Source organism: Shewanella litoralis, assembly GCF_009828585.1.
GTDB lineage: Bacteria > Pseudomonadota > Gammaproteobacteria > Enterobacterales > Shewanellaceae > Shewanella > Shewanella litoralis.
The window spans coordinates 36,818-60,802 of record NZ_WSRZ01000006.1; the positions used below are offsets into that span (position 1 = coordinate 36,818).

General features: G+C 44.6%; 23 protein-coding genes and 1 riboswitch. Of the genes, 10 read left to right on the plus strand and 13 right to left on the minus strand.

Annotation, left to right across the window (positions count from 1 at the left end; genetic code table 11):
* Positions 1 to 412 precede the first annotated feature (412 nt).
* Both GQA99_RS06935 and GQA99_RS06940 read right to left on the minus strand, forming a co-directional pair.
* Positions 413 to 1,297 (minus strand): cobalamin-binding protein, encoded by an 885-nt coding sequence (locus GQA99_RS06935; protein ID WP_268244224.1) that lies wholly within the window; start codon positions 1,295 to 1,297, stop codon positions 413 to 415.
* A gap of 49 nt (positions 1,298 to 1,346) precedes the next feature.
* Positions 1,347 to 2,384, minus strand: coding sequence for a T6SS phospholipase effector Tle1-like catalytic domain-containing protein (locus GQA99_RS06940; protein WP_160053170.1), 1,038 nt, complete (start codon positions 2,382 to 2,384; stop codon positions 1,347 to 1,349).
* Between the two features lie 132 nt (positions 2,385 to 2,516).
* Between GQA99_RS06940 and GQA99_RS06945 the strand changes: the two genes are divergently transcribed.
* From GQA99_RS06945 to GQA99_RS06955, 3 genes are all read left to right on the plus strand, one after another.
* Entirely contained in the window at positions 2,517 to 3,059 is a 543-nt protein-coding gene (locus tag GQA99_RS06945) for an isochorismatase family protein (protein ID WP_160053171.1), read from the plus strand.
* Positions 3,060 to 3,120: 61 nt separating this feature from the next.
* Positions 3,121 to 4,113 (plus strand): sulfotransferase family protein, encoded by a 993-nt coding sequence (locus GQA99_RS06950; RefSeq protein WP_160053172.1) that lies wholly within the window; start codon positions 3,121 to 3,123, stop codon positions 4,111 to 4,113.
* 18 nt (positions 4,114 to 4,131) lie between these two features.
* Positions 4,132 to 5,307, plus strand: a complete 1,176-nt coding sequence (locus GQA99_RS06955; protein WP_160053173.1) for an aspartyl/asparaginyl beta-hydroxylase domain-containing protein — start codon at positions 4,132 to 4,134, stop codon at positions 5,305 to 5,307.
* 101 nt (positions 5,308 to 5,408) lie between these two features.
* Here the strand turns inward: GQA99_RS06955 and GQA99_RS06960 are convergent, their stop codons facing one another.
* A complete protein-coding gene (locus GQA99_RS06960) occupies positions 5,409 to 6,983 on the minus strand; it encodes a tetratricopeptide repeat-containing sulfotransferase family protein (protein WP_229785921.1) in 1,575 nt (524 codons plus the stop codon).
* A 254-nt stretch (positions 6,984 to 7,237) separates the two neighbouring features.
* On the opposite strand from GQA99_RS06960, the gene GQA99_RS06965 reads away from it, so the two are divergent.
* From GQA99_RS06965 to GQA99_RS06980, 4 genes are all read left to right on the plus strand, one after another.
* On the plus strand, positions 7,238 to 8,548 hold the full coding sequence (locus GQA99_RS06965; RefSeq protein WP_160053174.1) for an ABC1 kinase family protein: 1,311 nt from the start codon (positions 7,238 to 7,240) through the stop codon (positions 8,546 to 8,548).
* A 54-nt stretch (positions 8,549 to 8,602) separates the two neighbouring features.
* A complete protein-coding gene (blaDIM, locus tag GQA99_RS06970; RefSeq protein WP_160053175.1) occupies positions 8,603 to 9,430 on the plus strand; it encodes a DIM/SIM/IMP family subclass B1 metallo-beta-lactamase in 828 nt (275 codons plus the stop codon).
* 328 nt (positions 9,431 to 9,758) lie between these two features.
* Complete coding sequence (locus GQA99_RS06975; RefSeq protein WP_160053176.1) at positions 9,759 to 10,136, plus strand: VOC family protein; 378 nt, start codon at positions 9,759 to 9,761, stop codon at positions 10,134 to 10,136.
* A 194-nt stretch (positions 10,137 to 10,330) separates the two neighbouring features.
* Positions 10,331 to 12,055 carry an RluA family pseudouridine synthase gene (locus GQA99_RS06980; protein WP_160053177.1) on the plus strand — a complete coding sequence of 575 codons (1,725 nt, stop codon included), beginning with the start codon at positions 10,331 to 10,333 and terminating at the stop codon, positions 12,053 to 12,055.
* An 85-nt stretch (positions 12,056 to 12,140) separates the two neighbouring features.
* Here the strand turns inward: GQA99_RS06980 and GQA99_RS06985 are convergent, their stop codons facing one another.
* The 3 genes from GQA99_RS06985 to GQA99_RS06995 all read right to left on the minus strand — a co-directional run bounded on the left by GQA99_RS06985 (position 12,141) and on the right by GQA99_RS06995 (position 15,431).
* Positions 12,141 to 12,722 (minus strand): hypothetical protein, encoded by a 582-nt coding sequence (locus tag GQA99_RS06985; protein WP_160053178.1) that lies wholly within the window; start codon positions 12,720 to 12,722, stop codon positions 12,141 to 12,143.
* A 496-nt stretch (positions 12,723 to 13,218) separates the two neighbouring features.
* Positions 13,219 to 13,998: a prolyl hydroxylase family protein gene (locus tag GQA99_RS06990; RefSeq protein WP_160053179.1), complete on the minus strand. Its 780-nt coding sequence runs from the start codon at positions 13,996 to 13,998 to the stop codon at positions 13,219 to 13,221.
* 65 nt (positions 13,999 to 14,063) lie between these two features.
* Entirely contained in the window at positions 14,064 to 15,431 is a 1,368-nt protein-coding gene (locus GQA99_RS06995) for an aldehyde dehydrogenase family protein (protein WP_160053180.1), read from the minus strand.
* Between the two features lie 110 nt (positions 15,432 to 15,541).
* On the opposite strand from GQA99_RS06995, the gene GQA99_RS07000 reads away from it, so the two are divergent.
* From GQA99_RS07000 to GQA99_RS07010, 3 genes are all read left to right on the plus strand, one after another.
* Positions 15,542 to 15,898 carry a winged helix-turn-helix transcriptional regulator gene (locus GQA99_RS07000; protein WP_160053181.1) on the plus strand — a complete coding sequence of 119 codons (357 nt, stop codon included), beginning with the start codon at positions 15,542 to 15,544 and terminating at the stop codon, positions 15,896 to 15,898.
* Positions 15,899 to 16,087: 189 nt separating this feature from the next.
* A complete protein-coding gene (locus GQA99_RS07005) occupies positions 16,088 to 16,855 on the plus strand; it encodes a substrate-binding periplasmic protein (RefSeq protein ID WP_160053182.1) in 768 nt (255 codons plus the stop codon).
* Between the two features lie 238 nt (positions 16,856 to 17,093).
* The gene (locus tag GQA99_RS07010; RefSeq protein WP_160053282.1) at positions 17,094 to 17,432 is read left to right on the plus strand and encodes a cytosolic protein; all 339 of its coding nucleotides are present in this window, start codon (positions 17,094 to 17,096) and stop codon (positions 17,430 to 17,432) included.
* A gap of 280 nt (positions 17,433 to 17,712) precedes the next feature.
* Here GQA99_RS07010 and cobO read toward each other — a convergent pair whose 3' ends face one another.
* The 7 genes from cobO to GQA99_RS07045 form a co-directional block, all read right to left on the minus strand.
* On the minus strand, positions 17,713 to 18,351 hold the full coding sequence (cobO, locus tag GQA99_RS07015) for a cob(I)yrinic acid a,c-diamide adenosyltransferase (RefSeq protein WP_160053183.1): 639 nt from the start codon (positions 18,349 to 18,351) through the stop codon (positions 17,713 to 17,715).
* Between the two features lie 142 nt (positions 18,352 to 18,493).
* Entirely contained in the window at positions 18,494 to 19,024 is a 531-nt protein-coding gene (cobU, locus tag GQA99_RS07020) for a bifunctional adenosylcobinamide kinase/adenosylcobinamide-phosphate guanylyltransferase (RefSeq protein WP_160053184.1), read from the minus strand.
* Positions 19,024 to 19,809, minus strand: coding sequence for an adenosylcobinamide-GDP ribazoletransferase (locus GQA99_RS07025; protein ID WP_160053185.1), 786 nt, complete (start codon positions 19,807 to 19,809; stop codon positions 19,024 to 19,026). The genes cobU and GQA99_RS07025 overlap by 1 nt, the downstream gene beginning before the upstream one ends.
* 9 nt (positions 19,810 to 19,818) lie before the next feature.
* Positions 19,819 to 20,913, minus strand: coding sequence for a nicotinate-nucleotide--dimethylbenzimidazole phosphoribosyltransferase (cobT, locus tag GQA99_RS07030; protein ID WP_373291444.1), 1,095 nt, complete (start codon positions 20,911 to 20,913; stop codon positions 19,819 to 19,821).
* A 63-nt stretch (positions 20,914 to 20,976) separates the two neighbouring features.
* Positions 20,977 to 22,110 (minus strand): FecCD family ABC transporter permease, encoded by a 1,134-nt coding sequence (locus GQA99_RS07035; protein WP_160053187.1) that lies wholly within the window; start codon positions 22,108 to 22,110, stop codon positions 20,977 to 20,979.
* Positions 22,103 to 22,912: an ABC transporter ATP-binding protein gene (locus tag GQA99_RS07040; protein WP_160053188.1), complete on the minus strand. Its 810-nt coding sequence runs from the start codon at positions 22,910 to 22,912 to the stop codon at positions 22,103 to 22,105. Before GQA99_RS07040 ends, GQA99_RS07035 begins: the two co-directional genes overlap by 8 nt.
* Before the next feature lie 79 nt (positions 22,913 to 22,991).
* A riboswitch (cobalamin riboswitch) is annotated at positions 22,992 to 23,110 on the minus strand.
* A complete protein-coding gene (locus GQA99_RS07045; RefSeq protein WP_160053189.1) occupies positions 23,109 to 23,819 on the minus strand; it encodes a histidine phosphatase family protein in 711 nt (236 codons plus the stop codon). It overlaps the preceding riboswitch by 2 nt.
* Positions 23,820 to 23,985: the final 166 nt, after the last annotated feature.

Sequence of the window (23,985 nt, forward strand, 5' to 3'; positions counted from 1 at the left end):
TGCTTACCGGCTGTAACCTACTTTGGGGCACAAATGAGATACGTATCTTGCTTGCAACAGTCCAAATTCAACTCTGAACTTGAGGCCGTTGAAGAAAATGACGTGAGCTAGCCATGGATGGCGGGCTAGCTTTGGAGGGGAAGGGACGCCCCACCTGAAGCGTTAGCATTTTCGAATAAGGCCGAAGAACACTCAGACGAAGTTAAAAGCTGAATAATTTTCCGTCGCAATTTTTTCGCTCATCAGAAAATGTTGCCGGAACGGCAGGGGTGATCCAAGAGGGGATTGCTGTTGATCCCCTTTTGGCCCGTGCAGGGTGGAACCTTGCGATCTTATTTCAAACGAAGTTTGAACATTCTGGTATGGCCGCAGGCCATAAGAAACAGTGCACAAACTCACCAGTTTAACCCATCTACCCTCTTACTTTATCCAACGCTTCACAAACCGCATTAACACCTAATATGGCTCTGGGTGTTGCGCGGTGCAGTAAGTCTGCATCGAATTGATAAATATGCTGGTTTTTTACTGCGGGGAGCTCTGGCCAATCGGCCCAGTTAATGCCTAATACGTTGCCTTCATCCTGGCTTTGTAAAATCACCTCTGCACCGGTTAGCAATACATTTTCGATGCTAATTTGTGGGTATTCGCTGGCGGCGTCATAAAATACATTTTCACCGTGGCACACTTCAATCAAGTTTTGGATCCAACTCCCCTTAGCCACTGTCATAACTGGGGTTGACCATAATTGATAAAACACTTTTACCGCTGGCTTAGCTTGATTTTGACTTTTTATATCGGCTAATTGCTGACGATAATTTGCCGCGACTTTATTGGCAATCGCTTCGTGTCCTGTCAATTGGCCAAGCAGTTCAAGGTCGCTTGCGACGTCAGCTAACGTTTTAGGGTCGCTATTAACCACCTTAAAGCCTAAATCTTGCAGTTGCTTGATGTCTTCCATTTTATTGCCGCTTTGCCACACGACGACTAAATCTGGATTTAACTCAATGACTCGCTCAATTTGCACCCCGTAATACCCGCCTATGCTGGGGATATTTTTAGCTTGTTCTGGGTAATCGGCATAATCAGTGGTGGCAACAATGGCATCCCCTGCACCAATGGCGTAAAGCATTTCAACACTTTGCGGTGACAAAGCAATAATTCGTTTAGCGGGCACTACTGGCTCTGCACCGTTTACCAACAGCTCATTAGCCGACACTGTTGCAAAAGCCGTTGAGAGTACACTTGGTAAAATAATTAACGTAAACGCCATCGACAACGAAACAAATAAACGTAACAAAAGGATATCCTTAACAGCTTAAGTAACAGATCAAAAATGATAAAATGGCTTATTCGACCAGTTTATCTGGCCAACCATAGTGATCAATATAATTAACTAAATTTTTAGGTCGATAATTATTGTCATTCAACCAACGAGTTTTCACTGATTTATGTAAAACAATCGGCACTAACTCTGGATCTAATTGACGTAGAAAACGTTTTTTAACCCGATAAAAACTACGATAAGAATCGTGAATATCAGCCATGGGATTAGGCAACAAAGTATCAGACAAATGCAGTTCAACCGTTAACTTAAACATTTTGGCTTGGTTTAGCATCCACTGTAAGGCAATGTCCGACAAGGTACTACCATCGCGATCAGGCGCACAGCTACCACCAATATTACTGTGGGCTCCAGCAAACCACACTTGTTGAATATCAATGCCACTGCGAGGTTGCCAAATAGTGGGTTCAAAATCGCTACGATGTTCATCTAGTGCCAAAGCATGGCGCGCCACTTTAACATTATGCCCAAGCTTGGTGTCGTAAAACTCATCTTTGTCTTCAAATAGCCCTAAAAATGACACCGGGATGCCCATTGCGCCCACGGTATCCCACACGCCCACAAAAGCCACTTCGCGCGATGGATGAGAATGTTGTTGTCTAAATTCAACCGAGCGCTCACCTTCTGGCGCAAACGGTTTCGATTTCATTTTATAGTGTTCAAATGCCTGTTGAATCAATTTGGCATCGGGGCGAGTGATTATTCCGCAATTATTAATTAAGCCGCACAAACAGCGCACCGTGTAAGCGCCACGGCTAAAGCCAAATAAATAAATGTCATCACCTGGGGAGTAGTTTTGCACGATATAGCGGTAGGTATCCATAATGTTTTTATGTAAGCCACGCCCCGTTGCGCCGCCGATTAATGCGTCATGATATGAGCCGATGCCCCAATCATAAAACACCTGTTGCGGCACACCATCATCACCTAGTGGTTTAATCGCTCGGGCAAGTTTGAGTACATTGGTCGCGTGATCTTTTTCAAGATCCTTTTCAGGCCGATTCCATGTACCATCGGCACAAATTACAATTCGTTTTTTCATCACTTTCTTTGCTCCCTGCCTAAGTCGTCCAGTCATAGTCGTCCTGTCATCACTATAGACTAAAAGCCAATTTGAACCCGACAAAAAATGGCCAATACTCGACAATTAACCCTCAGCATAAGGAACCGCGAAATGATCAATGCAGAGCAAAGTGTATTAATGATTGTTGACGTGCAAGGAAAGCTTGCCCAAGTGATGCAACAATCGTCCATGTTACATCAAAAACTGACCGTATTAATTCAAGGGGCGCAACTTTTTGATATTCCTATTATTTGGTTAGAGCAACTGCCAGATAAACTAGACCACACGAGTGAAGAGTTAGCACAAATACTCTCAAAAACGACTCAACCCATCGCAAAACAACATTTTAGCGGCTGGCATTGTGATGAAGTAAAGCAACAGCTCAACACATTAAACCGTCGCAACGTTATTTTGGCAGGGATTGAAACCCACGTGTGTGTATACCAAACCTGCCAAGACCTACAGGCCAACAACTTTCAAGTGCATGTGGTAAACGATGCGGTGTCATCAAGAGAGTTAGAAAACAAAACCCTAGGAGTACAAATGATGCTAAACGATGGCGCTAAACTCACTAACGTTGAGTCGCTATTGTTTGAGTTACAACATGTTGCCCAAGGCGAGCGCTTTAAGGCATTACTCAAGCTGATAAAGTAGCCATATGATGCCAGTATGAGTATGATGTTAAGCACAAATATAACAATAACATCATACTGCTATGCACTCATTTGATCGGCCCATTATTATTTTATCCGCACCACGTTCTGGCAGTACCCTACTGTTTGAAGTGCTGTCAAAAAGCCAATCGCTGCATACTATTGGCGGTGAAAGCCATGCATTGATTGAAACCATTCCTAAACTCAATATTGCCTATCGTCAATTTAGCTCTAATGCCTTGAGCGCTGACGACATTGACGATGAGTTAGCTCAGCAATTACAACAACGCTTTAGTGATGAGTTGCGAGACAGTAAAGGCCAAAAGCCTAAAACATCATCGGTTAGACTGCTTGAGAAAACCCCTAAAAACAGCTTACGAGTTGATTTTTTTAATGCGCTATTTCCAGATGCGTTGTTTATATACTTAGTGCGCGAGCCCAAAGAAAATATCAGCAGCATTATGCAAGCCTGGCGTTCTAATAAATTTGTGACCTACCCTAACCTTCCCGGTTGGGATAAACGTCACTGGTCACTGTTATTACCTCCAAACTGGCAAAAATTAAACCAACAACCGTTGCACAATATCGCGGCGTTTCAATGGCAAGCGGCTAACGATGCCATTATGAGTCAATTGCAAAAGTTACCCACCGAGCGTTGGTGCATGTTGTCGTATGACCAATTAGTGTCTCAACCTGAGCAAACAGTGAAAGCACTGTGTGAGTTCACTGGCATTGAGTTTGACCCAGATTTAGCCGCCCTATGCAGCCAACCGTTACCGCATTCGCGCTACACGATTACCACACCTAAAGCCAATAAGTGGCTAGACAATTATCACGACATTGAAAAAGTATGGCCCAATATCGCCAATACCCTTGATCATATTAATCAACATTTGAGCGCACATTACCAACCTGTTTTTGAAGCACAATGGCAAGTGCATGACGTTGCACCGCCGCCACAGCCTAAGGCTGACTTTGCTGCAGTGCCACGTAATAGCCCATGCCCATGCGGCTCAGGTAAACGTTTTAAACAATGCCATGGTGCATTAAGTTAATTTATAGAGAGTCATATAATGAAGTTACCTCATGAATTTTATCAGCTCCCTTACCGCTTTGATGTGCCTAAACTCATTGAAGAAATTAGCCAATTTACCGAAGACGATTGGGTGACTCACCACGAGGGATTTCAAGGCAATTCGGCCATTCCATTAATATCGGTCAATGGTGAGTTTAATAACGATTTTAAAGGGCCAATGAAGCCAACTGCCGCGCTTGAAAAAAGCCCCTATATTAAGCAAATATTGGCCTCATTTGGCGAAGTATTGAGTCGTTCACGCTTAATGCGTTTAGCGCCAGGCGCACAAGTACCATTGCATTCAGACATTAATTACCATTGGTATAAACGGGTTCGAGTGCATATTCCTATCACCACCACCGAACAGGTTCAGTTTTATTGTCATGATAAGCAAGTGCATATGGGAGCTGGAGAATGTTGGATTTTCGACTCGTGGAAATACCATAAAGTTGAAAATAACAGCGATCAATATCGAGTTCATTTAGTGATAGACCTGGCAGGTTCAAGTGCATTCTGGCGAACAATATTTAACCACTCACGGGCAATTGTTGCCTCGCAAACGCCGCCATTAGCTTGTAGCAGTCTCGATTATCAGCCAGAGGCCCAGCCTGAAATCATCACCGAGCAATATAACGCGCCTATTATTATGCCGGTCGCTGAAGTGGAATACTTAACCAACGAGCTGCTTGCAGAAGTAAAGCATAATCCACAAAATCCAGCGGCCGAAATTGATGCGTTTAATCTATTAATTGCCGATTTTGTTGCCGATTGGCGCATGCTATGGCTGCAGTTTGAATGCCAGCAACAAGGTTGGCCGCAGTATCATGCCCTGCGTGAGCACACCATGAAAAAAGCCATGCAACAGGTGCCGTCACTACAATTAACCTACTCTGGCTCTGCGGTTAAAGCATTTGAGCAATTAGTGATTGTGGCGTGTATGAATATCGAACTAAGCCAAACTCGTCAAAGTCCGCCTCATCAAGCCGCTCAACCTAGACCTACGTCTCAACCTAAACCTGAACCTCAATCTCAATCTCAATCTCAAGCGAGCGTAATGAAACCTTCGGCGACGGCGGCAGATCAACAGGAGATTACAGCACCGCCAACACGCAATAGCCCTTGCCCTTGTGGCAGCGGTAAGCGCTATAAAACCTGCCACGGTAAAATGAGTTAATACCACCCTTAAAAAATCATTAAATAACAAAGGCGCCATATCGGCGCCTTTGTTATTAACATTCCATCGTTTATGTATTGGCGAATAAAGTCACATCGTTGTTAACCAAAAAACTGCTGCGCTGCTTTTTGAGCTATCGCGTCTAGCTTGGCAATTTCAGCTGGCAGATAGTCGCGGTATTTATCACTTTGGCCAATGGCCTTAGGGTTCATCGGCTGCCTCACCTGACTGGCACTTGGCGTTAATACCGCACGCTTTGACTCGTAAAACGTAAAACACTGCGCCTGGGTCTCTAAGCCGCAATAATCTAACATTCGCTGAATTTGCGCCTGTGGCTGATTAACCAACTGCTCAAAACACACATGCAGGATGTCATTAGGGTATAGGGTGTCCCAATGCGCCATGATGTCTAAATAGTGGCCCCAATATGTGTTTATGCCATCGAGCGAGTATGAATAGTCATGACCATGACTAAAATATTGTTTAAACACACTTAAGCCATTATCGACTGTATTGCGCACCACATTGATGATTTTGGCTTGAGGAAACAGGCTTTTAATCAAGCCAATATGCAAAAAGTTATTTGGGTTTTTATCAATCACATACACAGGTGCATCGTCAAAATAGTGATTCACTTCAGCCAAATATTTTACCTTAAAGGCATTCATCTCAGTGGCGGTTAAGTTATTTAGCCGCGCTTGATAGCCGCCCGACATTTCCAGTTGCAGCGCAAAACGCTCCATAAATGGCAGTTCATCCGTCGCACCAACCTGGGTATGACACGCTAAAATTTGCTCCACCAATGTGGTACCAGATCGCGGCATACCCACGATAAAAATTGGGGTTTGGCTATGCACGGCCTGTCGATCAATCTGTGCTGACGGCAGGTGTTTTAACAATGAAAACACCAAGTTTGAAAACAGAGCCTGCTTAAAAGGTCGTTGAGAAGACATTAACTCATTGGCTTTTAACATCGCCTGACATGCTTTATCAACTTGCTCGTGTTGCTCAAAAGCCTTACATAACGCAAATTGTATCAAGCTATGATTGCTGGCACTTAACTGAGTATCACCTGCGCAGCGTTCAAGCTCGCTAATATCATCAGCGCTAAATTGATAACGCTTTAAATCGGCTAAACTCCAATACCCCACACCATATTGATTACCGCTTAAGCTGATGTATTTTTTGTAAAAGTCGGCGGCGATATCAGTGTTGCTTTTGGCTTTATGAATGTGGCCTAAATTAAGCATTACGGCAGGTTCTGGCATATTATTGCTCACACACCAGTCAAAACATTGCTCTGCCAGCGCCATGTTTCCCACTTTAGTGGCAACCATCGCCAGCTTATAACGATACTGCTGCGAAGTCGGCTCAAGCTCACATAGCTGCTGTAACAATTGCAAAGCCGCAAAATGGTCTTCTTTTACTTCACTAATACGCACTAAACCTGCCAGTACATTTACTGAGGTTGGCACCAGTGCTTGCGCCGCTTTAAGATGTGATTCAGCCTCTTGCAGTTGTTGCTGCTGCAAATAAATTAACCCCAACATGGTTAATGCTGAAGCATTATTAGGGTCACGTTTAACCACTTTGCGAGCATACATTCTAGCCGACGAGTAATTTTTAGATTGGAAAAGAGACTCTGCCTGAGATAAATATTGTTCAATAACGCTCACATCATGATCCTTTAATTATTATTTTATCAACTTGAATTGATTGTCTTGGAGGTTATCACAACTCACACTGGCGACTGAACCCAATATTAATCTTAATACTGAACGAAATAGCCCATGCTTACGTATTGCATTACATAGACATAGAGCATTGTATGTTCCAATGGTATTGTAAATATCAAAAGCTCATCCATTATCCCAAGCTCAGGTTAAATACATGTCTTTAATATTCGCCACCCAAAGCATAGTGAGTTGCCATGAAAAATAATGAAGTAAAAGTCCCCAGTGGCCGTCTGTCCCGTTTATCAAAAATGGGTGGGCTCGCATCGCGCTTGGCGGGTAACGTATTATTTGAAGGGGCAAAGCAACTTAGTAAAGGCCAGTCGCCTAAGCTACAACAACTGGTGATGACGCCATCTAACATTGGTCATGTGGCCGAAAAGTTATCGCAACTGCGCGGTGCGGCCATGAAAGTCGGTCAAATGTTGTCAATGGATGCCGGTGATCTCGTCGCGCCAGAATTAGCAGAGGTACTCGCCAAACTGCGCTCGGACGCTAAAGTCATGCCGCACAAGCAATTAACCACCTTACTGGTACAACAATGGGGCCGCGATTGGTTGGCGCCATTCGCCCAATTTGAATTGCGCCCTTTTGCCGCAGCATCTATTGGCCAGGTGCATTTGGCTTATTTAGATACGGGCGAAAAGTTAGCGGTAAAAATTCAATATCCCGGCGTACGAGACAGCATCGACAGCGACATTGATAACGTTGCCACCTTATTAAAAGTTTCAAGGCTTATCCCGGCAAACGTTAAGCTTGATACCTTACTCGCCGAAGCCAAAGCGCAATTACATAATGAGGCCGACTATCACTTTGAAGCTGAGCAAATCGCACTTTATCAGCAGCAACTTGGTGATAATCCGCATTTTATTGTGCCTAAAGTGTACTCAGCGCTGAGCAATAACAGCATCTTAACCATGCAATTTGTTGAAGGTACGCCCATTGAATCAGTCGCCCAGGCCTCACAAGAGGTGCGCAACCTCGTTGCCAGTCGCTTAATGGAATTGTGTTTTAAGGAGTTATTTGAGTTTAAGTTACTGCAATCGGACCCTAACTTTGCCAATTTTCAGTATCAGGCTGACAGTGAGAAAATTGTCTTACTCGACTTTGGTGCTACGCGCAGTATTAGCGATAAATTAGCACAAGGTTATCAGCAGCTGATGGCGGGCGCACTCAAGCACGATAAAGCACAAATGGCTGCTGCAGCGCAACAAATTGGCTTTTTTCAAGATGCGATAGACCCTGCGCATAAGCAATTAATCATTGATATTTTCTATCAAGCTTGCGAGCCAATATATTTTGATGGCGACTATGATTTTGGCCAAAGCACTTTAGCCAAACGCATCACCGAGGCAGGCAAAGCAATGAGTACTCAACAAAATGAATGGCATACACCACCAACCGATGCTATTTTTATTCATCGTAAATTAGCAGGTATGTATTTACTGGCGGCTAAACTCAAGGCTAAAGTGAACGTTGGCGAGCTATTTTCTAAGTATCGAGATTAAAAACACGGTAATGATGCCTGTTAAATTGCACATATACTCAACCAAGGCATCATCATGACATTGAATCATTTTTGGCGGTTTTACACTATCATTAGCATAGCGATGCTCATGTCGATACTCATGACCAGTGCACCTTCATTTGCCCATGAAACCGAACAACAACCTGCTCAAAGCAACACCGATGCAGCCCAAAAGCGACAGCAGCAACCCGCTGAACTCACCCTATTGTCTCTTGTGCCAGATGCGTATTTACACCAGTCATATAAACAGGTCAGCGGCTTTGGATTAGTTGAGTCCAATGGCCTCGTAGTGGTGCAAGATAAGCAGGCGTTTATTATTGATACCCCCTGGACAGACAGCGATACCGCTAAGCTTGTTGATTGGATTACCCAGCAAGGTTTAACTGTTGCAGCCAGTATATCGACTCATTCACATCAAGACCGCGCAGGTGGCATTGGCTACCTTAACAGTCAAGGTATCGCCACCTGGGTGTCAGATAAAACTCAACGTCTATTAACCGCCAATAAGCTTAACAGCGCAAGCCACACATTTAGTACTCAGCAACACACGCTTGCGCAGCAACTCATTGAAGTGTATGACCTAGGTGCTGGTCACACGGTCGATAACCTAGTAGTTTGGCTGCCTAAGCAACAGATTTTATTTGGTGGTTGTTTGATTAAGTCATTGAATTCTCGCACGCTAGGCTATACCGGCGAAGCAGACCTAGAGCAATGGCCGCTGACGGTGGCAAAGGTACAAGCACAATTTACCCAAGCAAAAATTGTCGTCCCCGGGCATGGCAAAATAGGTGATACTTCACTGCTAAGCCATACCATGGATTTACTGACTCAACAGCCTCAAGGTTATACCATTCCACATTAATAAGTGACCACTCAGAATGCGTCCAGCGGTTTTTGATTAAGGCGTCGCTATGTAGTAATGGTTGTTCCCTTTCAAATAGCGAGAACGTAAAGCAAAAGCGGCTGGGGCATTCCTTTCAGGCGAGTTTTAAAAGGGCTTACACTGCGTTGCATGACTTCGAAAGAGAATAACTATTCATTCAGTCATTCGCCTTGTTTAAGCCCTTTTAAATTCTCGCTGAGAGATCACTTACTAACGCGGAATGGTATTAGTATTGATTAGCGACAAAACCACAATAACAATAGTTTGTTAATTACAGTTCAATTGAACTTACACAAGGAGAGTCACCATGTTTAGTCACGTTATGATCGGCGTTAATGATATGAATATATCGAAAAAGTTTTATGATGCCACGTTAGGCGCATTAGGCATTGCACCAGGAAAAATTGACCCAAAAGGTCGTTGTGTTTACATGACACCAACCGGCATATTTTTATTAACAAAGCCGATTAATGGCGAGCCGGCATGCCACGGTAATGGCTCAACCCTTGGTTTTGCTGCAGAAACCCCAGCATTAGCCGATGCATGGCATGCAGCTGGCGTTGCTAATGGCGGCACCGCCTGTGAAGACGCGCCAGGCATACGATCAGGCGCAGGGATGGAATTATACCTAGCCTACCTGCGCGACCCAGATGGCAACAAGCTGTGTGCTCTGAACCGAGTGTAATTAGCTTTAGGAATTCACTTTAGAAATTAGCTTCAGGAATTAACGTCAAAAATTAACCTTAGCTCAGCTAGAGTTAATAAACGAGGATGGCCTGCCTGGTTCACAGTCAGGCCATCACTTTAGTCAAGGTTACTGATGCATCACAACGCACGACAGGGTAAAATAGCCGCCCTTTTATGCTGTGAGTGTATGTAATGACTGTTAGCGATCCGTGTTTTATTCCTTTTACTGATACGATAGCGTTCAACAACACAGTTGCAGAACAAGGATTACCTGAGTCTTTTACCTTCCCGTTTTATTATCAACCTCATCCATTAACCATACTGGCAGCTCAACAATTACAGCAGGAGTTGCTTGAGGCTAATCCGTGGCAGCATAACTTTGGCCTAGACAGCAACAACGATCGCGGCATGGTAATTGGTAAAATGTTCGGGGTGTTGGTGGTGAAAAACACCCACGGACAACTGGGATTTTTAGCGGCATTTTCAGGCAAATTAGCCGATCAAAATATCTTGCCGCCCTTTGTGCCGCCAGTGTTTGATATGCTGACCCAAGACAGTTTTTTTAACGCAGAAAACAAACAGATTAACCAGATTAACCAGTTACTCCACCAGCATGAAAGCGACCCGTTACTGGCGAGCTTAACCGCGCAGTTAACTCAGCAACAACAGCAAGCAGAACGTGAGCTTGAGCAATTACGTGCCTTGATAATCGACAGCCGCAAACAGCGTAAGCTCGCCCGCGAGCAAGCCGATAACGCATTAGCCTGGGCCGATATCAGCAATGATGAGCATAAAACCTTATCAATTGAGCTTAGCCGCCAAAGCGTGCAGCAAAAACATCAGCTCAATGCATTAAAGCAGCAATGGCAAAGCCAAATCACGGCAACGCAAACCCAGCTAAATGAGCTGCAGCAGCAAATAAAACACCTTAAGCGCCAACGCAAACAACTGTCTAACAGCTTGCAAAAAAAGCTGTTTGCCCAGTATCAGTTTTTAAATATTGCAGGCCAGGCACGCGACTTAAACGATATATTTAACGATGCACCTAATCACTTACCGCCAGCCGGTGCGGGCGAATGCGCTGCGCCTAAGTTGCTGCAATATGCCTTTAAACAGCAATTAACCCCAGTCGCGATGGCAGAGTTTTGGTGGGGCGCATCGCCAAAATCAGAAATAAAACAGCATCAAAATTACTACCCAGCCTGCCACGGAAAATGCCGGCCTATTTTAACCCACATGCTGGCGGGTATGCAGGTTGACGCCGATCCATTGCTGCTTAATCCCGGCAAAGATTTAACTATTGATATTATTTATCAAGATGATGTGATGGCGATTATCAATAAACCCGCCGAGCTATTATCAGTACCCGGTAAAAATATTGCCGACAGCGTGTTTAGTCGCATGCAGCAACAGTTTCCCAATGCGACAGGGCCGCTTATCGTCCATCGCCTAGACATGTCAACATCAGGGCTGATGGTGATTGCATTAACCAAAGAGGCCAACAAAGCCTTACAGCAGCAATTTATACAGCGCAGTGTCACCAAACGTTATATTGCATTAATTGAAGGTGTGCCGAGCCAGGGTGAGGGCGATATTAGTTTGCCATTGCGGGTCGATTTAGATGACCGACCTAAACAGCTAGTGTGTTATGAACACGGCAAGCATGCGGACACATTTTGGCAAGTGCATCAGCGCCTTAACCAGCGCACCTTAGTGCATCTGTACCCTAAAACGGGGCGGACTCATCAATTACGTGTGCATTGCGCTCATCATGATGGTCTGCACATGCCAATTGTCGGTGACGATTTATATGGCGTTGCAGCAAACCGCTTACATTTACATGCTCAATATTTAGCGTTAACTCATCCAGAATCTGGTGAAGCAATGGTATTTGAAGTTAAAGCGGATTTTGAATAACGGACGATAAAAACAATAAAACCGATATTGAATTAACAATATCGGTTTTTGACTAATGCATTAGCGTTAATAAAACGACGGCTAATTAGAAGTTATTAGGTTTCTCTTCTAAATGCATTTGCTCTACAAGGCCCTGGCCTGTGCGTTGCTGATATGCAGACTCAGCTTGTTGCATTCTGCTCTTGCCACTGGTGACCAGCGCTTGGCCTTGTTCTGTTTCACTTTGGCCTTCAGCAAGATTGGTATTGCCGTCTTCGACAAGCTCTTTGCCATCGACATAATTTTCGTCTGCATCTTCCCAATCGTCTGCGATGTCATCTAATCTCTCGACGATTGCAGCTGCGCGCTTACCATTTTGAGCACCGGTTAACGAACTCGCCATAGATTGAAATGCTTGGCGCTGCTTTTGTGCATTTTGTACGGCTTGCGCCATCAACTTTTCGCCTTCACGAATTTGTGCATTGCCTTTGTCCATTGCTTCGCGACCATCAGCAAGTAGTTCTTGGCCTTTTTTGACGTCCTTTTGACCTTGTTCCCACTGTTGGGACAAATCTAGATTCTTTTCGCTTTCCGCTTTTATTTTTGAAGCAAAAGTGTTCTGAGTTGAAGCACATCCAGATAAGCTCGCAACACCAACGATTAACAAACTACAAAGTACTGATTTCATTTAACGCCTCCATAATACGGGGTGAGAATCGGCGCAATTAAACAGCCTCGCAACAAAAATAGCAAGCATTGTTTTTACATTAAATAACGTTAACCAAACCCAGTACCCTCGCGGTATATCAGCAATCCACAATCAACACAAATGTACTTTTAAAATGCTATGTTTCAATAATTAAAAACGCCTTTGCAACAAACAGTTAACCTGCGTTTTCGCTTCAATATTCAATATCTGTTTGGTCAATTTTTTTGCCTACAGTGTTGATATTTTTATTTCTTTGCTCTGCACTATCACGATAACACTCTTAACTAGTTAATTTACTTTTCAGCCTGATACTCTTGTCATGGAGGTCATGGAGGTCATGGAGGTCATGGCAAGAATATCAAGTTATATAGATAAAGTAACAAAAAGTGTCGCATTATTTATAGCGGCATTTTCAATATGAGACTTTGATTTGCAACATCATTACAGGAGCTCAATAGCATCAACTCAGCGATAATTACAATTCAAAAAGGACATCGGTTCTAATGATGTATTTAACCCCATGATAAATCGGCTCAGAACTGTGAATACAATGCAGTGGATGCATGCCATGAGGAAAACACAATACACTCCCCGCAGGCGTTCTTACATCGACTTGTTTGACATTATCGCCACGTTTTGCCGGTAAATGTGGATTGTCGGCATTGACTAAAAAGCGCGTCGCGCCGCCCTCAAAGTCTTCTGTGAGTAAGATTAAAAAGGTTAATTGGCTATAACGATCGCCAAAAGCATCACGCACTAGCTGGCCATCAACCACCTGGCTTCCAGGCCATGAACCGTCAGAATGCGGTTTAAAATAATCCCCTTCATTGTAACGATAAAATCGAAAACGATTGTTTAACCCCAGCGCCGCTTTGCCAGCAAAAATACCCAAATCATCAGTCATAAGGTGCTTCACTTTATTCCAAATGGCTTGCTCTGTGGCGTTATCAACCACCCAGGTCAAACTGTCGTTATGGCGAACATCTCGCGGTAACGACACGGCAGCATCGGGCAAAAAGCCCATCGACTCACTTGCCGCAATTAAGCGTTGGCACTCATCGGCAGACAATACATTCAATAACTGAAACGCCCCTGGCACTTCGTCTAACATTTTTTTAGTTGCAGGCGTTGCGCCAACATCATTCAGTGACGCGGCATTAGCCTGATGATTTGCCCAGGTAGGCAATGCTGGATGCTCGGCACCCGGCTCGTGGGCGATAACATAAAACGCTGAATTTTCATTTGTGCTGTTCATTAATAACTGACCTTAATACTTAATAAGATTTTTTGTGAACCCAGCAATAAGCTAATGACTAGTAACTAATAACTCATCACTCTTACCTGGGCAAACTGTCGATGGCCCGCCGCCGTACCATGAAAGCCAAAACCACTTTGCTTAGCGCCAACCCATGGCGCATTACCTGCCCCACCGCCCTGATTAACGCCCACCATGCCGGCTTCAAGTTGTTCGGCCACCGCGTTAGCACCTTGCCCACCAAATACCGCCGCACTTAAGCCATAAATACTGTCATTGGCTCGAGTAATTGCATCGTTAATGTCATTAAACCGGCTGATGGCCACCACTGGGCCAAAGGTTTCTTCACGCTCAAGCAGCATATCAGGGGTTAATCCACTGACCACAGTTGGCTGAATAAAGGGTAAAGGATAGTCATCACTGCCTAATAAAAATTGCGCGCCTTTGGCTTTAGCATCTTGCAATTGTTGCAATACTTTTTGGTGCTGAGTTGGATTAACCATTGGGCCAATATTCACTTGTGCCTGGTCCCATTTACCCACTTGATATCGGCTAGCCAGTTGCACCACCTTTTGCTCAAACTCATCGGCAATTCGCTCATCAACGTAAATACGCTCGGTTGAGGTACACATTTGTCCGGCATTCTCAAACGAACTTGCCACCGCAAAACGCACTGCAGCATCAATATTGGCGCTGGCCATAACAATCATTGGGTCATTACCACCCAGTTCCATCACTAAGCGTTTTAGCCCTGGTGCTGCATTGGCCATAATATGCTTACCTGCGGCCATCGACCCGGTAAAGGCCACCATATTAATGTCGGCGATCACAAGTGCCTGGCCGAGAGCTTTATCACCTTGGGCCACTTGCAATACATGGGCAGGCAACACTTTATTTAAGGTATCAACAAACAGCTGTGCCACTAGCGGCGTTTGTTCAGATGGTTTTAAAATCACACTATTGCCGGCAATTAATGCAGGAAGCAGCAAGTTATTTGCCATTGCTATCGGATAATTCCAAGGCGAAATAACCGCGACAATGCCTAAAGGTCGATATTGCAATTGAGTGTTGTTGCCAAGATCTTCAGCTGCCAAGGCATCGCCTATTTCACCAGCAAAATAAGGCGCGTTTTGAATCGTGCCGCCTACTTCATAAGTGGCGCGGCGATAATCTTTACCCATTTCCTGGCCAATTAATACTGCCAGTTCATCTTGCACCTCGGCTAAGGCTTGATAAGCCTTAACTACATACTGTTGGCGCTCGCTTAACGTTAAGCTCGCCCATATTTTTTGTGCTGTTTTAGCTTGCGCTATAACCTGTGGAAGATCGGATATTGCTAAAGCATCAACACTGCCCACTGCAGTCGCTTGGATAGTGTCGCTCCCAACCACTTTATGGTAGCTACCTGCATCATAAGAAGTTAATACTGCCATGGAGAAAAATTCCTTAATGGTACTAGTCTAATTACCGCCTATTTTGATACAGTGGGATATAAAATCAACCAGTATACTTTAAGTAACCTAGAGTAAATCAAGTTGGAATAATGAAAACAACAATTGAAACAATGAATAACGGTCAAAAAAAAGTTATCAACCCATGCGCAGAACCTTGCTCAGTTGAACGCGGAATGCGAGTGTTAGGCGGAAAATGGAAAGCGTCTATTTTGTGGCACTTACAAGATGAGCCAGTACGCTTTAATGATTTATCGCGCATGTTAGGCGGCGCCAGTAAAAAAATGGTCGACCAACGCCTCAAAGAACTTGAAGCACAGGGGCTGGTCACACGTCATGTGATTAACGACAGACCAATTGCGGTCGCTTATGCTATTACTGACCTAGGCCGCACCGCTTTGGATATTTTAGAGCGTTTAAAAGACTGGGCGGATGAGTATGTCGTGTGATGGCGATTTCAGTTGTATCGTCTAAAATGAACAATATCTAAGTCATTGATATCGTAAAGCGGTTAGAGCAAATATTCAAAGCAGTAAAAAATATGAGACAGGTAAACGAATAATACAATTGTATGGTCGCTATTAATATACGTAGGCATACCCTACAATCCGCAGCTGATTTTATTGAAGTAGGTATTTATGATCAGATTTGTCTTAGTATTTATCATTGTCGCAAGCGTGTTTATTCCACCGACGGTTTGCGCGAAAGACAAGATTATTTTTTATACCGAATCTTATCCCCCCTTCCAATCGCAAAATCAACAAGGTGAATTAGTCGGTTTTGCTATCGATATTTTACATGCAGCACAGCCCTATCTCGATTTTGATATCGACATCCAAATAATGCCCTGGAGCCGGGCTTACTATAATGCCCAACACAACCCAAATACGTTTATTTTCTCCATTGCCAACACCGATAAACGCCTGGCGCACTTTAAATGGATAGGTGACTTTTATACTGTACAGGACATGATTTACCGTAAAAGTAATCGTCCAGACATTCAACTTGAAAAAATAAGCGATATCAATCGTTATACCCTGGCACTATCACGCAATGATGCGGCGTTAGATAGACTAAAGCTTGATGGTAAGCATCCTAATGTGTACCTAGTAAGAAGCCAAACTGCAGCACTAAAAATGCTCAAATTTGATCGCGTTGATTTAATTTATAATAATGAAATTGGCTTTGCAGAAGACATCAAAAAAATGGGTTATACACTGAGCGACTTTACCGCTGTATTACCTGTTGTGAACATGCCCATTGGTATTTCTACCCACAAAGACACCGACGAAAAACTGGCCGAAACCATGCGCCAGGCGCTTCACACGCTTAAACAAAATGGCGAGTTAGCAAAAATCACCGCGCGTTGGTTCGCCCCTCGTGTTATCCCCCTTGTTACTGAATAACTCAGTAGACTCATTTGGGAATAAACCGTGTAACCCCTTCTCGTCGTCCCGGCAATGCTTTTAAGCCGGGACCCAGGTGTTTGCTTGTTGCTTTTATGGCCGAAACTCGCTTTTGGATAAAGGTATGTTTAAAAGTGACCTAGTGAATGACAGTAAATTGCACAGAATGACTAAATCTCTACTAGGTTCTGCCTCTGATAATGTTAAAATCTGCGCAACAGAATTACCGAGAAACTCAATGTTTATCCATCATGTTAACGGCATCGACTGGTTAGTGATCACAGCTTTTGAAGAACTGAAAACGATGTTTATCGAAGAAGCCGGTACGATACCCGCCTGCTTCTCTACCGCCAGCGAATTGAGCTTGGTTGCTCAAGCCAAGCGCACTTATGGATATTTGCCTACACACAGCGGCGTAATCACCGATACCGGCACGTTACAAAGACAGGGTATCGAAGAAGATTTGAACCCACAGCTTGCCTGCTTCGTTGAGGGGCGTGGCCGGGTATTTATCTATTACGATGGCTTTGTGGCTTTTGTGGATGGCGAACAAACCTTTATTACTCGAATGGATTGAATATTATTCAGTATGAATTCGGCGAATTGCCTCCCCCCTAGCTAGGAATGGGGCAAAATGAGCTAGATACCTAATCAATAAACCTAATCAATATACCCAATTTGCTGCAAATGAAAACATTGATAATTCCGTTGCTTTGTTCAACGATAAAAGGGCGCAGTCTTTGAAAAAATGATGTTTATCAATAAACTTAAATCATAAAAAAGCCTCTGCCCATAAAATGAGAAGAGGCTTGACTGCCTATTCGGCGGTCTACATCACATCAAACAACAGCAATAAATCAATAATCAAATCCAAGTTGCGCTTTAATGCCGTCATTAAACGCGTGCTTTATCGGTTGAATCTCGCTCACTGTATCGGCTAACTCAATAATGTCGCGATGACAGGCGCGGCCGGTGATAATGACATGCTGCATTGGAGGACGGTTTTTCAAAGCCGTTAACACTCGCTCAAGGTCGATATAGTGATAACTGACCATATAAGTTAACTCATCTAACAACACCATGTTTATCGATTCGTCTTTGAGTAGTTTTTCGGCTTCAATCCAAGCTTCCATTGCGGCTTGGGTGTCTGTTTCTTTGTCTTGAGTTTCCCAGGTAAAACCGGTTCCCATGACATGAAACTCAACGCCTGCGCCTTCTAATAAATTACGCTCACCACAAGCCCAGGTGCCTTTAATAAACTGTACTACAGCCGCTTTATGACCATGACCCACTGCGCGAGCAACCGAGCCAAAACCCGAGGTTGATTTACCTTTTCCGTTACCGGTGAGCACCAACAAAATGCCCTTTTCATCTTGCGCGGCAGCAATTTGAGCATCTACGCCTTGCTTTACTTTTTGCTGGCGCGCTTTGTGACGCTCGGCTTTAGTGGCATCAATAGCGTTGGTTTGTTCAGTTTGTTGGTTATCCGTTGTCATAGCTGTATTCCTGTCAATGTGCTCATATCCAAATGCGCTTGTATTACGCCAACAATACGAGCGATTGGCTGCAAATGGATCTGATTAAGCGGTATTTGTTGTACATCGATTGCATGTACGCTGAAGTATTATTGCTTTAATGCTATGCCTTTAATGCTAATGGCAAGCCAGCGACCACCAGCGTTACTTGATCGGCCATATTGGCGATAGCTTGATTTAACCAACCGGCTTCATCGACAAATTGACGATTGAGCTCGCCCATTGGCACAATTCCTGAGCCGACTTCGTTACTCACTAACACCACATCACTGTGTAATTGAGTGAGGCATTCAAGCAGTAACGACTTTTGTTGTGGCCAACGCTCTGGATTTGAGTCGAGTAAATGATTAGTTAATAGCAGCGTTAGGCAGTCGACTAAGATAACTTGTTGCGGCTTATCAATTGCCTTTAAGGTTTGGGCAACGTCGAAAGCTTGTTCGTGTAGTGTCCAGCTATGGGCGCTGAACACTCTGTCTTGCTGGTGTTTGGCAATACGTTGAGTCATTTCATGGTCTAGCGCCGTTGCGGTTGCAACATAAACGCACGAATAACCGATGGCAGCGTATTCGGCAACACGCTGCTCAGCAAATCGACTTTTGCCACTGCGCGCACCGCCCAACACCAGATGGATCATTAGCTTAACCCTACCGCTAATATCACCAGGTAACAGCAGACTTCGCTAATTTGTTGCGCGGCGCCCAAGGTGTCGCCGGTGTAACCGCCAATCTGTTTGCGGAAAAAACCACCCAACAAAATACGGACTAACCACAGGGTAATGAACAACACGAAAGCCGCGAGGCCATTAAGCCATAACAGCACAAAAATGCCACTGGCGATCAAAATAAACAAATCGTTTAATTGTTGATCTTGGGCGATAGGTTTTGATTTACTGCTAGCATCATCGCGAACATATTGCTCACTGAAAATTAAGCTCGATGCCACCACGCGGCTCAGGGTATGTCCGGCAACGAGCGCGCTAACCGCAGCCATTGGGCTATAAAGCGCCAGTTCAACCAATAGTTGCCATTTAAGCAATAACACCAACCCTAACGATAAGGCACCATAACTGCCCAGGCGCGAATCCTTCATGATGCGCAGCTTGTCTTCCACTGTCCAGCCACCGCCAAAACCATCAGCGGTATCGGCTAAGCCGTCTTCATGAAAGGCACCAGTAATTAGCACGCCCGCAACCATCGACAATAAAATCGCAATACTGGCGGGCAAAATTAATTGCGCCAACCAAAACACTAGTGCGCAAATTAAGCCAATCAGTAAACCAACTAGGCCAAAATAACGACTGGCCTTGTTGAGTTTATCACTGTCAATCACAACCCATGATGGCATCGGGATCCGAGTAAAAAAACTCATCGCCACAAAAAATAAATTTAACTGCCGCAACCATTTTATATCGCCAGACATCTTGTTCCCTTAAACCACATTATTAACGCCAGCGTTATCAAAGCTGGCCATTTGATTGTAAAAATTCGCAGCGGCTTGGATCAGAGGTAAGGCTAATGCAGCACCAGTCCCCTCTCCTAACCTTAACCCTAACGACAACAACGGTGTTGCCTGCAACGTTTGCAGCATTAACTTATGCCCTTGCTCGTGCGACTCATGAGCAAACACTAAATAATCTTTTGATTGTGGTGCCAATTTTAGCGCAACTAATGCTGCAGCAGTAGCGATAAAGCCATCAATTACCACTAATATTTTTTTCTCTGCAGCCGCCAAAATGGTGCCCGTCATTTGCACGATCTCAAAACCACCTAAATGCGCTAGAATCGACTCCATTGACGTCAGTTCATTACGATGTAAATCAATTGCCTGATTAATTAATGTGACTTTTTTTAGCAAGGTCGCATCGTCAATACCTGTACCGCGCCCGACACACAATTGAACATCAAGATTAAGCACTGCCGCCATCACCGCAGCAGCTGCACTAGTATTACCAATACCCATTTCGCCTAAGGCAATAATTGTAGCGCCATTATCAACATGTCTTGCGACTAATTGCTTTGCAAATTCAAAACCCTGACGGACTTGAGCTAACGACATAGCAGGTTGCAAATGCATGGCTTGGGTACGCGCACCTAAGCGTTGATTAACCACGCCTGAGTCAGTGGTTAATGGCTGTAAAATGCCACAATCGATGACTTCTAATGCAAAACCTACCTGACGACAAAACACATTAATTGCCGCGCCGCCATTAATAAAGTTATGCACCATTTGGGTGGTCACTTCGCTCGGGGCAATTGACACACCGTATGCCGCGATACCATGGTCGGCAGCAAACACTAACAACGTCGGCTTCGCGATGTGCAAAGCCACATCTGCAACTTGATGACTCATTGATGTTTTATCACGGCTGTATTGCACTCGTGCAATTTGCAATGCCAACGACTCGAGTTGCCCTAATGCACCAAGTGGTTTGGTTTTTTGATTAATTTTGTGCTCAATTGCATCATCGTATTCACGACTCGGCGCAGTAATGGTAAATAACGACTCGGCTATCGATTGCGATATAGATTTTGGCATAGACTGCGTTATAGATTTCATTGTAGATAGTGGCTTCACTTCTTCATCCTGTTATCGACGGTGACGTAAAATAAACAAAAAGAACACGCTGCCAAGTGCAGCAGTAATAATGCCAACCGGTAATTCTTGATTGCTCAATAAGCAGCGCGCAATCACATCAATCCACACCATAAATAAACCGCCCAATACCGCAGTTAATATCATCGGCTGACGCCCGGAAAACAATAGCCTCACCGTATGAGGGATCATCAAACCCACAAAGCCGATACCGCCACAACTGGCCACCAGCATTGCGGTAATCAGTGAACACAGCAGTAGCATGCTTAAGCGCAATTTTGCCACATTGACCCCTAGGGTATGCGCGCTCTCATCACCGGCTTGCAGCGCCATAATCTGTCGTTTAAAGGCCAGCATAATCAGTAAGCTCGCGCCAACGGTTACCGTAGGCAGCCATAATTGCGACCAACTGGCTTTAGCAAAACTGCCTAAACTCCAAAATAGCACTGATGCGGTCGCTTGTGGGCTAGAAAAATACAGTAATAAACTGGTTAAGGCGCCGAACAGAAATGAGGTTGCCACCCCAGATAACAACATGCGCTCAACCTGGCTGGTGCGACCAATACCCGACAATGCGACCACGAGCAATACCGATAACGTGGCACCAATAAAGGCCCCCACAGGTAAACTGAGCATCGACCATGACCACCAGGGCTGCTGCCCAACAGGCGATATCAGTAGCGCGCCATCAAACAATTGCGCAAACATTCCCGTTTGGCTAAATAGCGAAATCACCACCACTGCGCCAAATGACGCTCCAGAACTAATGCCGAATAAATACGGATCGGCAAGCGGATTACGCGTAACCGTTTGCAACACACTCCCAGCAATAGATAAACCCGCACCCGCCACAAACGCCAGCAAAATACGTGGTAAACGCAGCTCAAATATAATCCGCTGATTTAAACTGCTCACAGGCGAAGTGTTATTCGCGTCAGCAATGCCGCCAAGTATTTGTGTTGGCACTGGCACAGAGTTATTGCTAAACCAGGATTTAAAAACGCTGATAACATCAGTAAAGCTAATGTTCGCGGCACCAAAACTGGCCGCAAAAAGCGGCGTGAGTAGCGTAATAACCACAATGAGGGCTAACACACCGTAATATCGTGTTTGAGCTGGGTTACTCATCTTGGTGGCTCGCTCTGTTAGCGGTTTGATAACCATAAAAATAACTGATCAAAGGCTTACCATGCTGAGGATGAGCATTCACCTCGCAGCACACGCCAAACACATCGCTTATTTGCCGTTCGCTCAGCACTGCGCTTGGATGACCTTTGGCAATCAGCTTGCCCTGATCAAGTAACAGTAATTTGTCACACATGGCACTGGCTAAATTTAAGTCGTGGATTGAGGCGATGACGCTTATCCCAAGCGAAGCCACCAATTCTAAAATTTGAATTTGGTATCGAATATCCAAGTGGTTGGTAGGCTCATCTAAAATAAGGATTTGCGGTTGCTGCACAATTGCCCGGGCAATAAGCGCACGTTGCTTTTCACCGCCAGACAAATGCTCGTAAGGTTGCTTGGCATGCTGAGTAAGGCCCACTTTAGCTAAAGCGCTGTTAATTAACTCGCGATCATGCTGAGTTGTCGCATCAAATAAGCCTTTATGTGGCGTTAACCCCATGGTGACTAATTGCTCTGTCGTCAGGTCAAAATAATGTGGCGTATCTTGTTGCACTACGGCTACGGTGCGCGCTAATGCCTTAGCAGAATAGGTCGTTAAGCCTTTGCCAAACAGGTCAATACTGCCGCTGCTCGGGACAATATAACGGTATAAGCAACGTAATAGGCTCGACTTACCGGCGCCATTTGGGCCAATAAGCCCTAACATTTGCCCTTTAGGTAAGCTGAAATGAATGTCTGCAAGAATGGTTTTACCGTCAACTTGCCAAAAAAGGTGCTCTACATCTAAAACAGACTCAGACATGGTTTACACCTTGCCGCGCCCAGGAAGTTTCTATAAAAATAAACATAATAACTCCCCTAAGTCACCCGCTTAGGTATGGATATTGAGGCAATTCAAAGCTGGTATCTGACTCATATTCAACAAGTTGCTGAATACCTACAGTTGCGGGTACAGTTTGGGCTTATCCCAATTCCCAATACCTTGAATTACATAATGATTAACGTGTATCTGTTGGCAACATTTGCGGCCAATTTAATCTAAAGCTCGCTTCAGGTTGATGCGTTTGGTTTTCAGCTAAAGGCGTAACGTCATTGCCTGGTTCAACCCAGTACACATCAACAGACATAATAGCAGCATAGGGGATGGCAAGGTTAGCGAATAATCCGTTGTTTTGGCTGCTTTTAAGCACATAAGCCATAATGCAGCGCATTACCCCGCCGTGCGTCACTACCAGGGCTTGCTGATTATTTGTTTCAGGCTCATCTGCTGCATTTAGCGAGTGCCACATGCTGTCGACCACCGCCATAAAGCCTTGCTGCACCCGTTGATAAAAATCCACCAAACTCTCGCCATTTTCGGGTGTATTGGCTACTTGCCATGGGTCTTGCCAGTACGCATCAAATTGGCTTGGACTGGCTTGATAAATGGCATCATAGGTTTGGCCGTCCCATACACCAAAATTAACCTCTTGTAAGGCAGGCAAAATCGTTAAAGGTATGGATAACTGCTGCGACAGCGCATCGGCAAAATGCTGACAGCGCACTAAAGGAGAGCTAAAAATTTGCTCAATAGGCTGTGGCACGCAGCTAAAAGCCTGGTGCATTTTCTCTCGGCCCAGCTCTGTTAATGCCACATCTATTTGGCCGCGGGCGATTTCACCGCCTTCGCACTCACCGTGACGTAAAAAAATGATTTTAGCTTGTTTCATTTAAATCCACCTCAGCCTTGCCCTTGTGATAAAAACTCGCGTATTATAGCCGTCTATACGTTTATATGTCCAAACGCATTCTGAGTAGATAAGCATGTAAGTTAGCTCATTGATGAGTTCAATGTGGATATCGCCCTTTTCAATTGATTTAAGGGTATGCTTATCT

What these genes read in the sequence shown, in the direction of transcription:
- GQA99_RS06995 (WP_160053180.1), bottom strand. Translation starts at nt 15,431, where the DNA reads ATGGCAGTATTAACTTCTTATGATGCAGGTAGCTACCATAAAGTGGTT.
- cobO (WP_160053183.1), bottom strand. Translation starts at nt 18,351, where the DNA reads ATGACAACGGATAACCAACAAACTGAACAAACCAACGCTATTGATGCC.
- GQA99_RS07005 (WP_160053182.1), top strand. Translation starts at nt 16,088, where the DNA reads ATGATCAGATTTGTCTTAGTATTTATCATTGTCGCAAGCGTGTTTATT.
- GQA99_RS07025 (WP_160053185.1), bottom strand. Translation starts at nt 19,809, where the DNA reads ATGTCTGGCGATATAAAATGGTTGCGGCAGTTAAATTTATTTTTTGTG.
- GQA99_RS06990 (WP_160053179.1), bottom strand. Translation starts at nt 13,998, where the DNA reads ATGAACAGCACAAATGAAAATTCAGCGTTTTATGTTATCGCCCACGAG.
- GQA99_RS06980 (WP_160053177.1), top strand. Translation starts at nt 10,331, where the DNA reads ATGACTGTTAGCGATCCGTGTTTTATTCCTTTTACTGATACGATAGCG.
- cobU (WP_160053184.1), bottom strand. Translation starts at nt 19,024, where the DNA reads ATGATCCATCTGGTGTTGGGCGGTGCGCGCAGTGGCAAAAGTCGATTT.
- blaDIM (WP_160053175.1), top strand. Translation starts at nt 8,603, where the DNA reads ATGACATTGAATCATTTTTGGCGGTTTTACACTATCATTAGCATAGCG.
- GQA99_RS06950 (WP_160053172.1), top strand. Translation starts at nt 3,121, where the DNA reads ATGCACTCATTTGATCGGCCCATTATTATTTTATCCGCACCACGTTCT.
- GQA99_RS06975 (WP_160053176.1), top strand. Translation starts at nt 9,759, where the DNA reads ATGTTTAGTCACGTTATGATCGGCGTTAATGATATGAATATATCGAAA.
- GQA99_RS07000 (WP_160053181.1), top strand. Translation starts at nt 15,542, where the DNA reads ATGAAAACAACAATTGAAACAATGAATAACGGTCAAAAAAAAGTTATC.
- GQA99_RS06965 (WP_160053174.1), top strand. Translation starts at nt 7,238, where the DNA reads ATGAAAAATAATGAAGTAAAAGTCCCCAGTGGCCGTCTGTCCCGTTTA.
- GQA99_RS06955 (WP_160053173.1), top strand. Translation starts at nt 4,132, where the DNA reads ATGAAGTTACCTCATGAATTTTATCAGCTCCCTTACCGCTTTGATGTG.
- GQA99_RS07010 (WP_160053282.1), top strand. Translation starts at nt 17,094, where the DNA reads ATGTTTATCCATCATGTTAACGGCATCGACTGGTTAGTGATCACAGCT.
- GQA99_RS06945 (WP_160053171.1), top strand. Translation starts at nt 2,517, where the DNA reads ATGATCAATGCAGAGCAAAGTGTATTAATGATTGTTGACGTGCAAGGA.
- GQA99_RS07040 (WP_160053188.1), bottom strand. Translation starts at nt 22,912, where the DNA reads ATGTCTGAGTCTGTTTTAGATGTAGAGCACCTTTTTTGGCAAGTTGAC.
- GQA99_RS07035 (WP_160053187.1), bottom strand. Translation starts at nt 22,110, where the DNA reads ATGAGTAACCCAGCTCAAACACGATATTACGGTGTGTTAGCCCTCATT.
- GQA99_RS07045 (WP_160053189.1), bottom strand. Translation starts at nt 23,819, where the DNA reads ATGAAACAAGCTAAAATCATTTTTTTACGTCACGGTGAGTGCGAAGGC.
- GQA99_RS06940 (WP_160053170.1), bottom strand. Translation starts at nt 2,384, where the DNA reads ATGAAAAAACGAATTGTAATTTGTGCCGATGGTACATGGAATCGGCCT.
- GQA99_RS06985 (WP_160053178.1), bottom strand. Translation starts at nt 12,722, where the DNA reads ATGAAATCAGTACTTTGTAGTTTGTTAATCGTTGGTGTTGCGAGCTTA.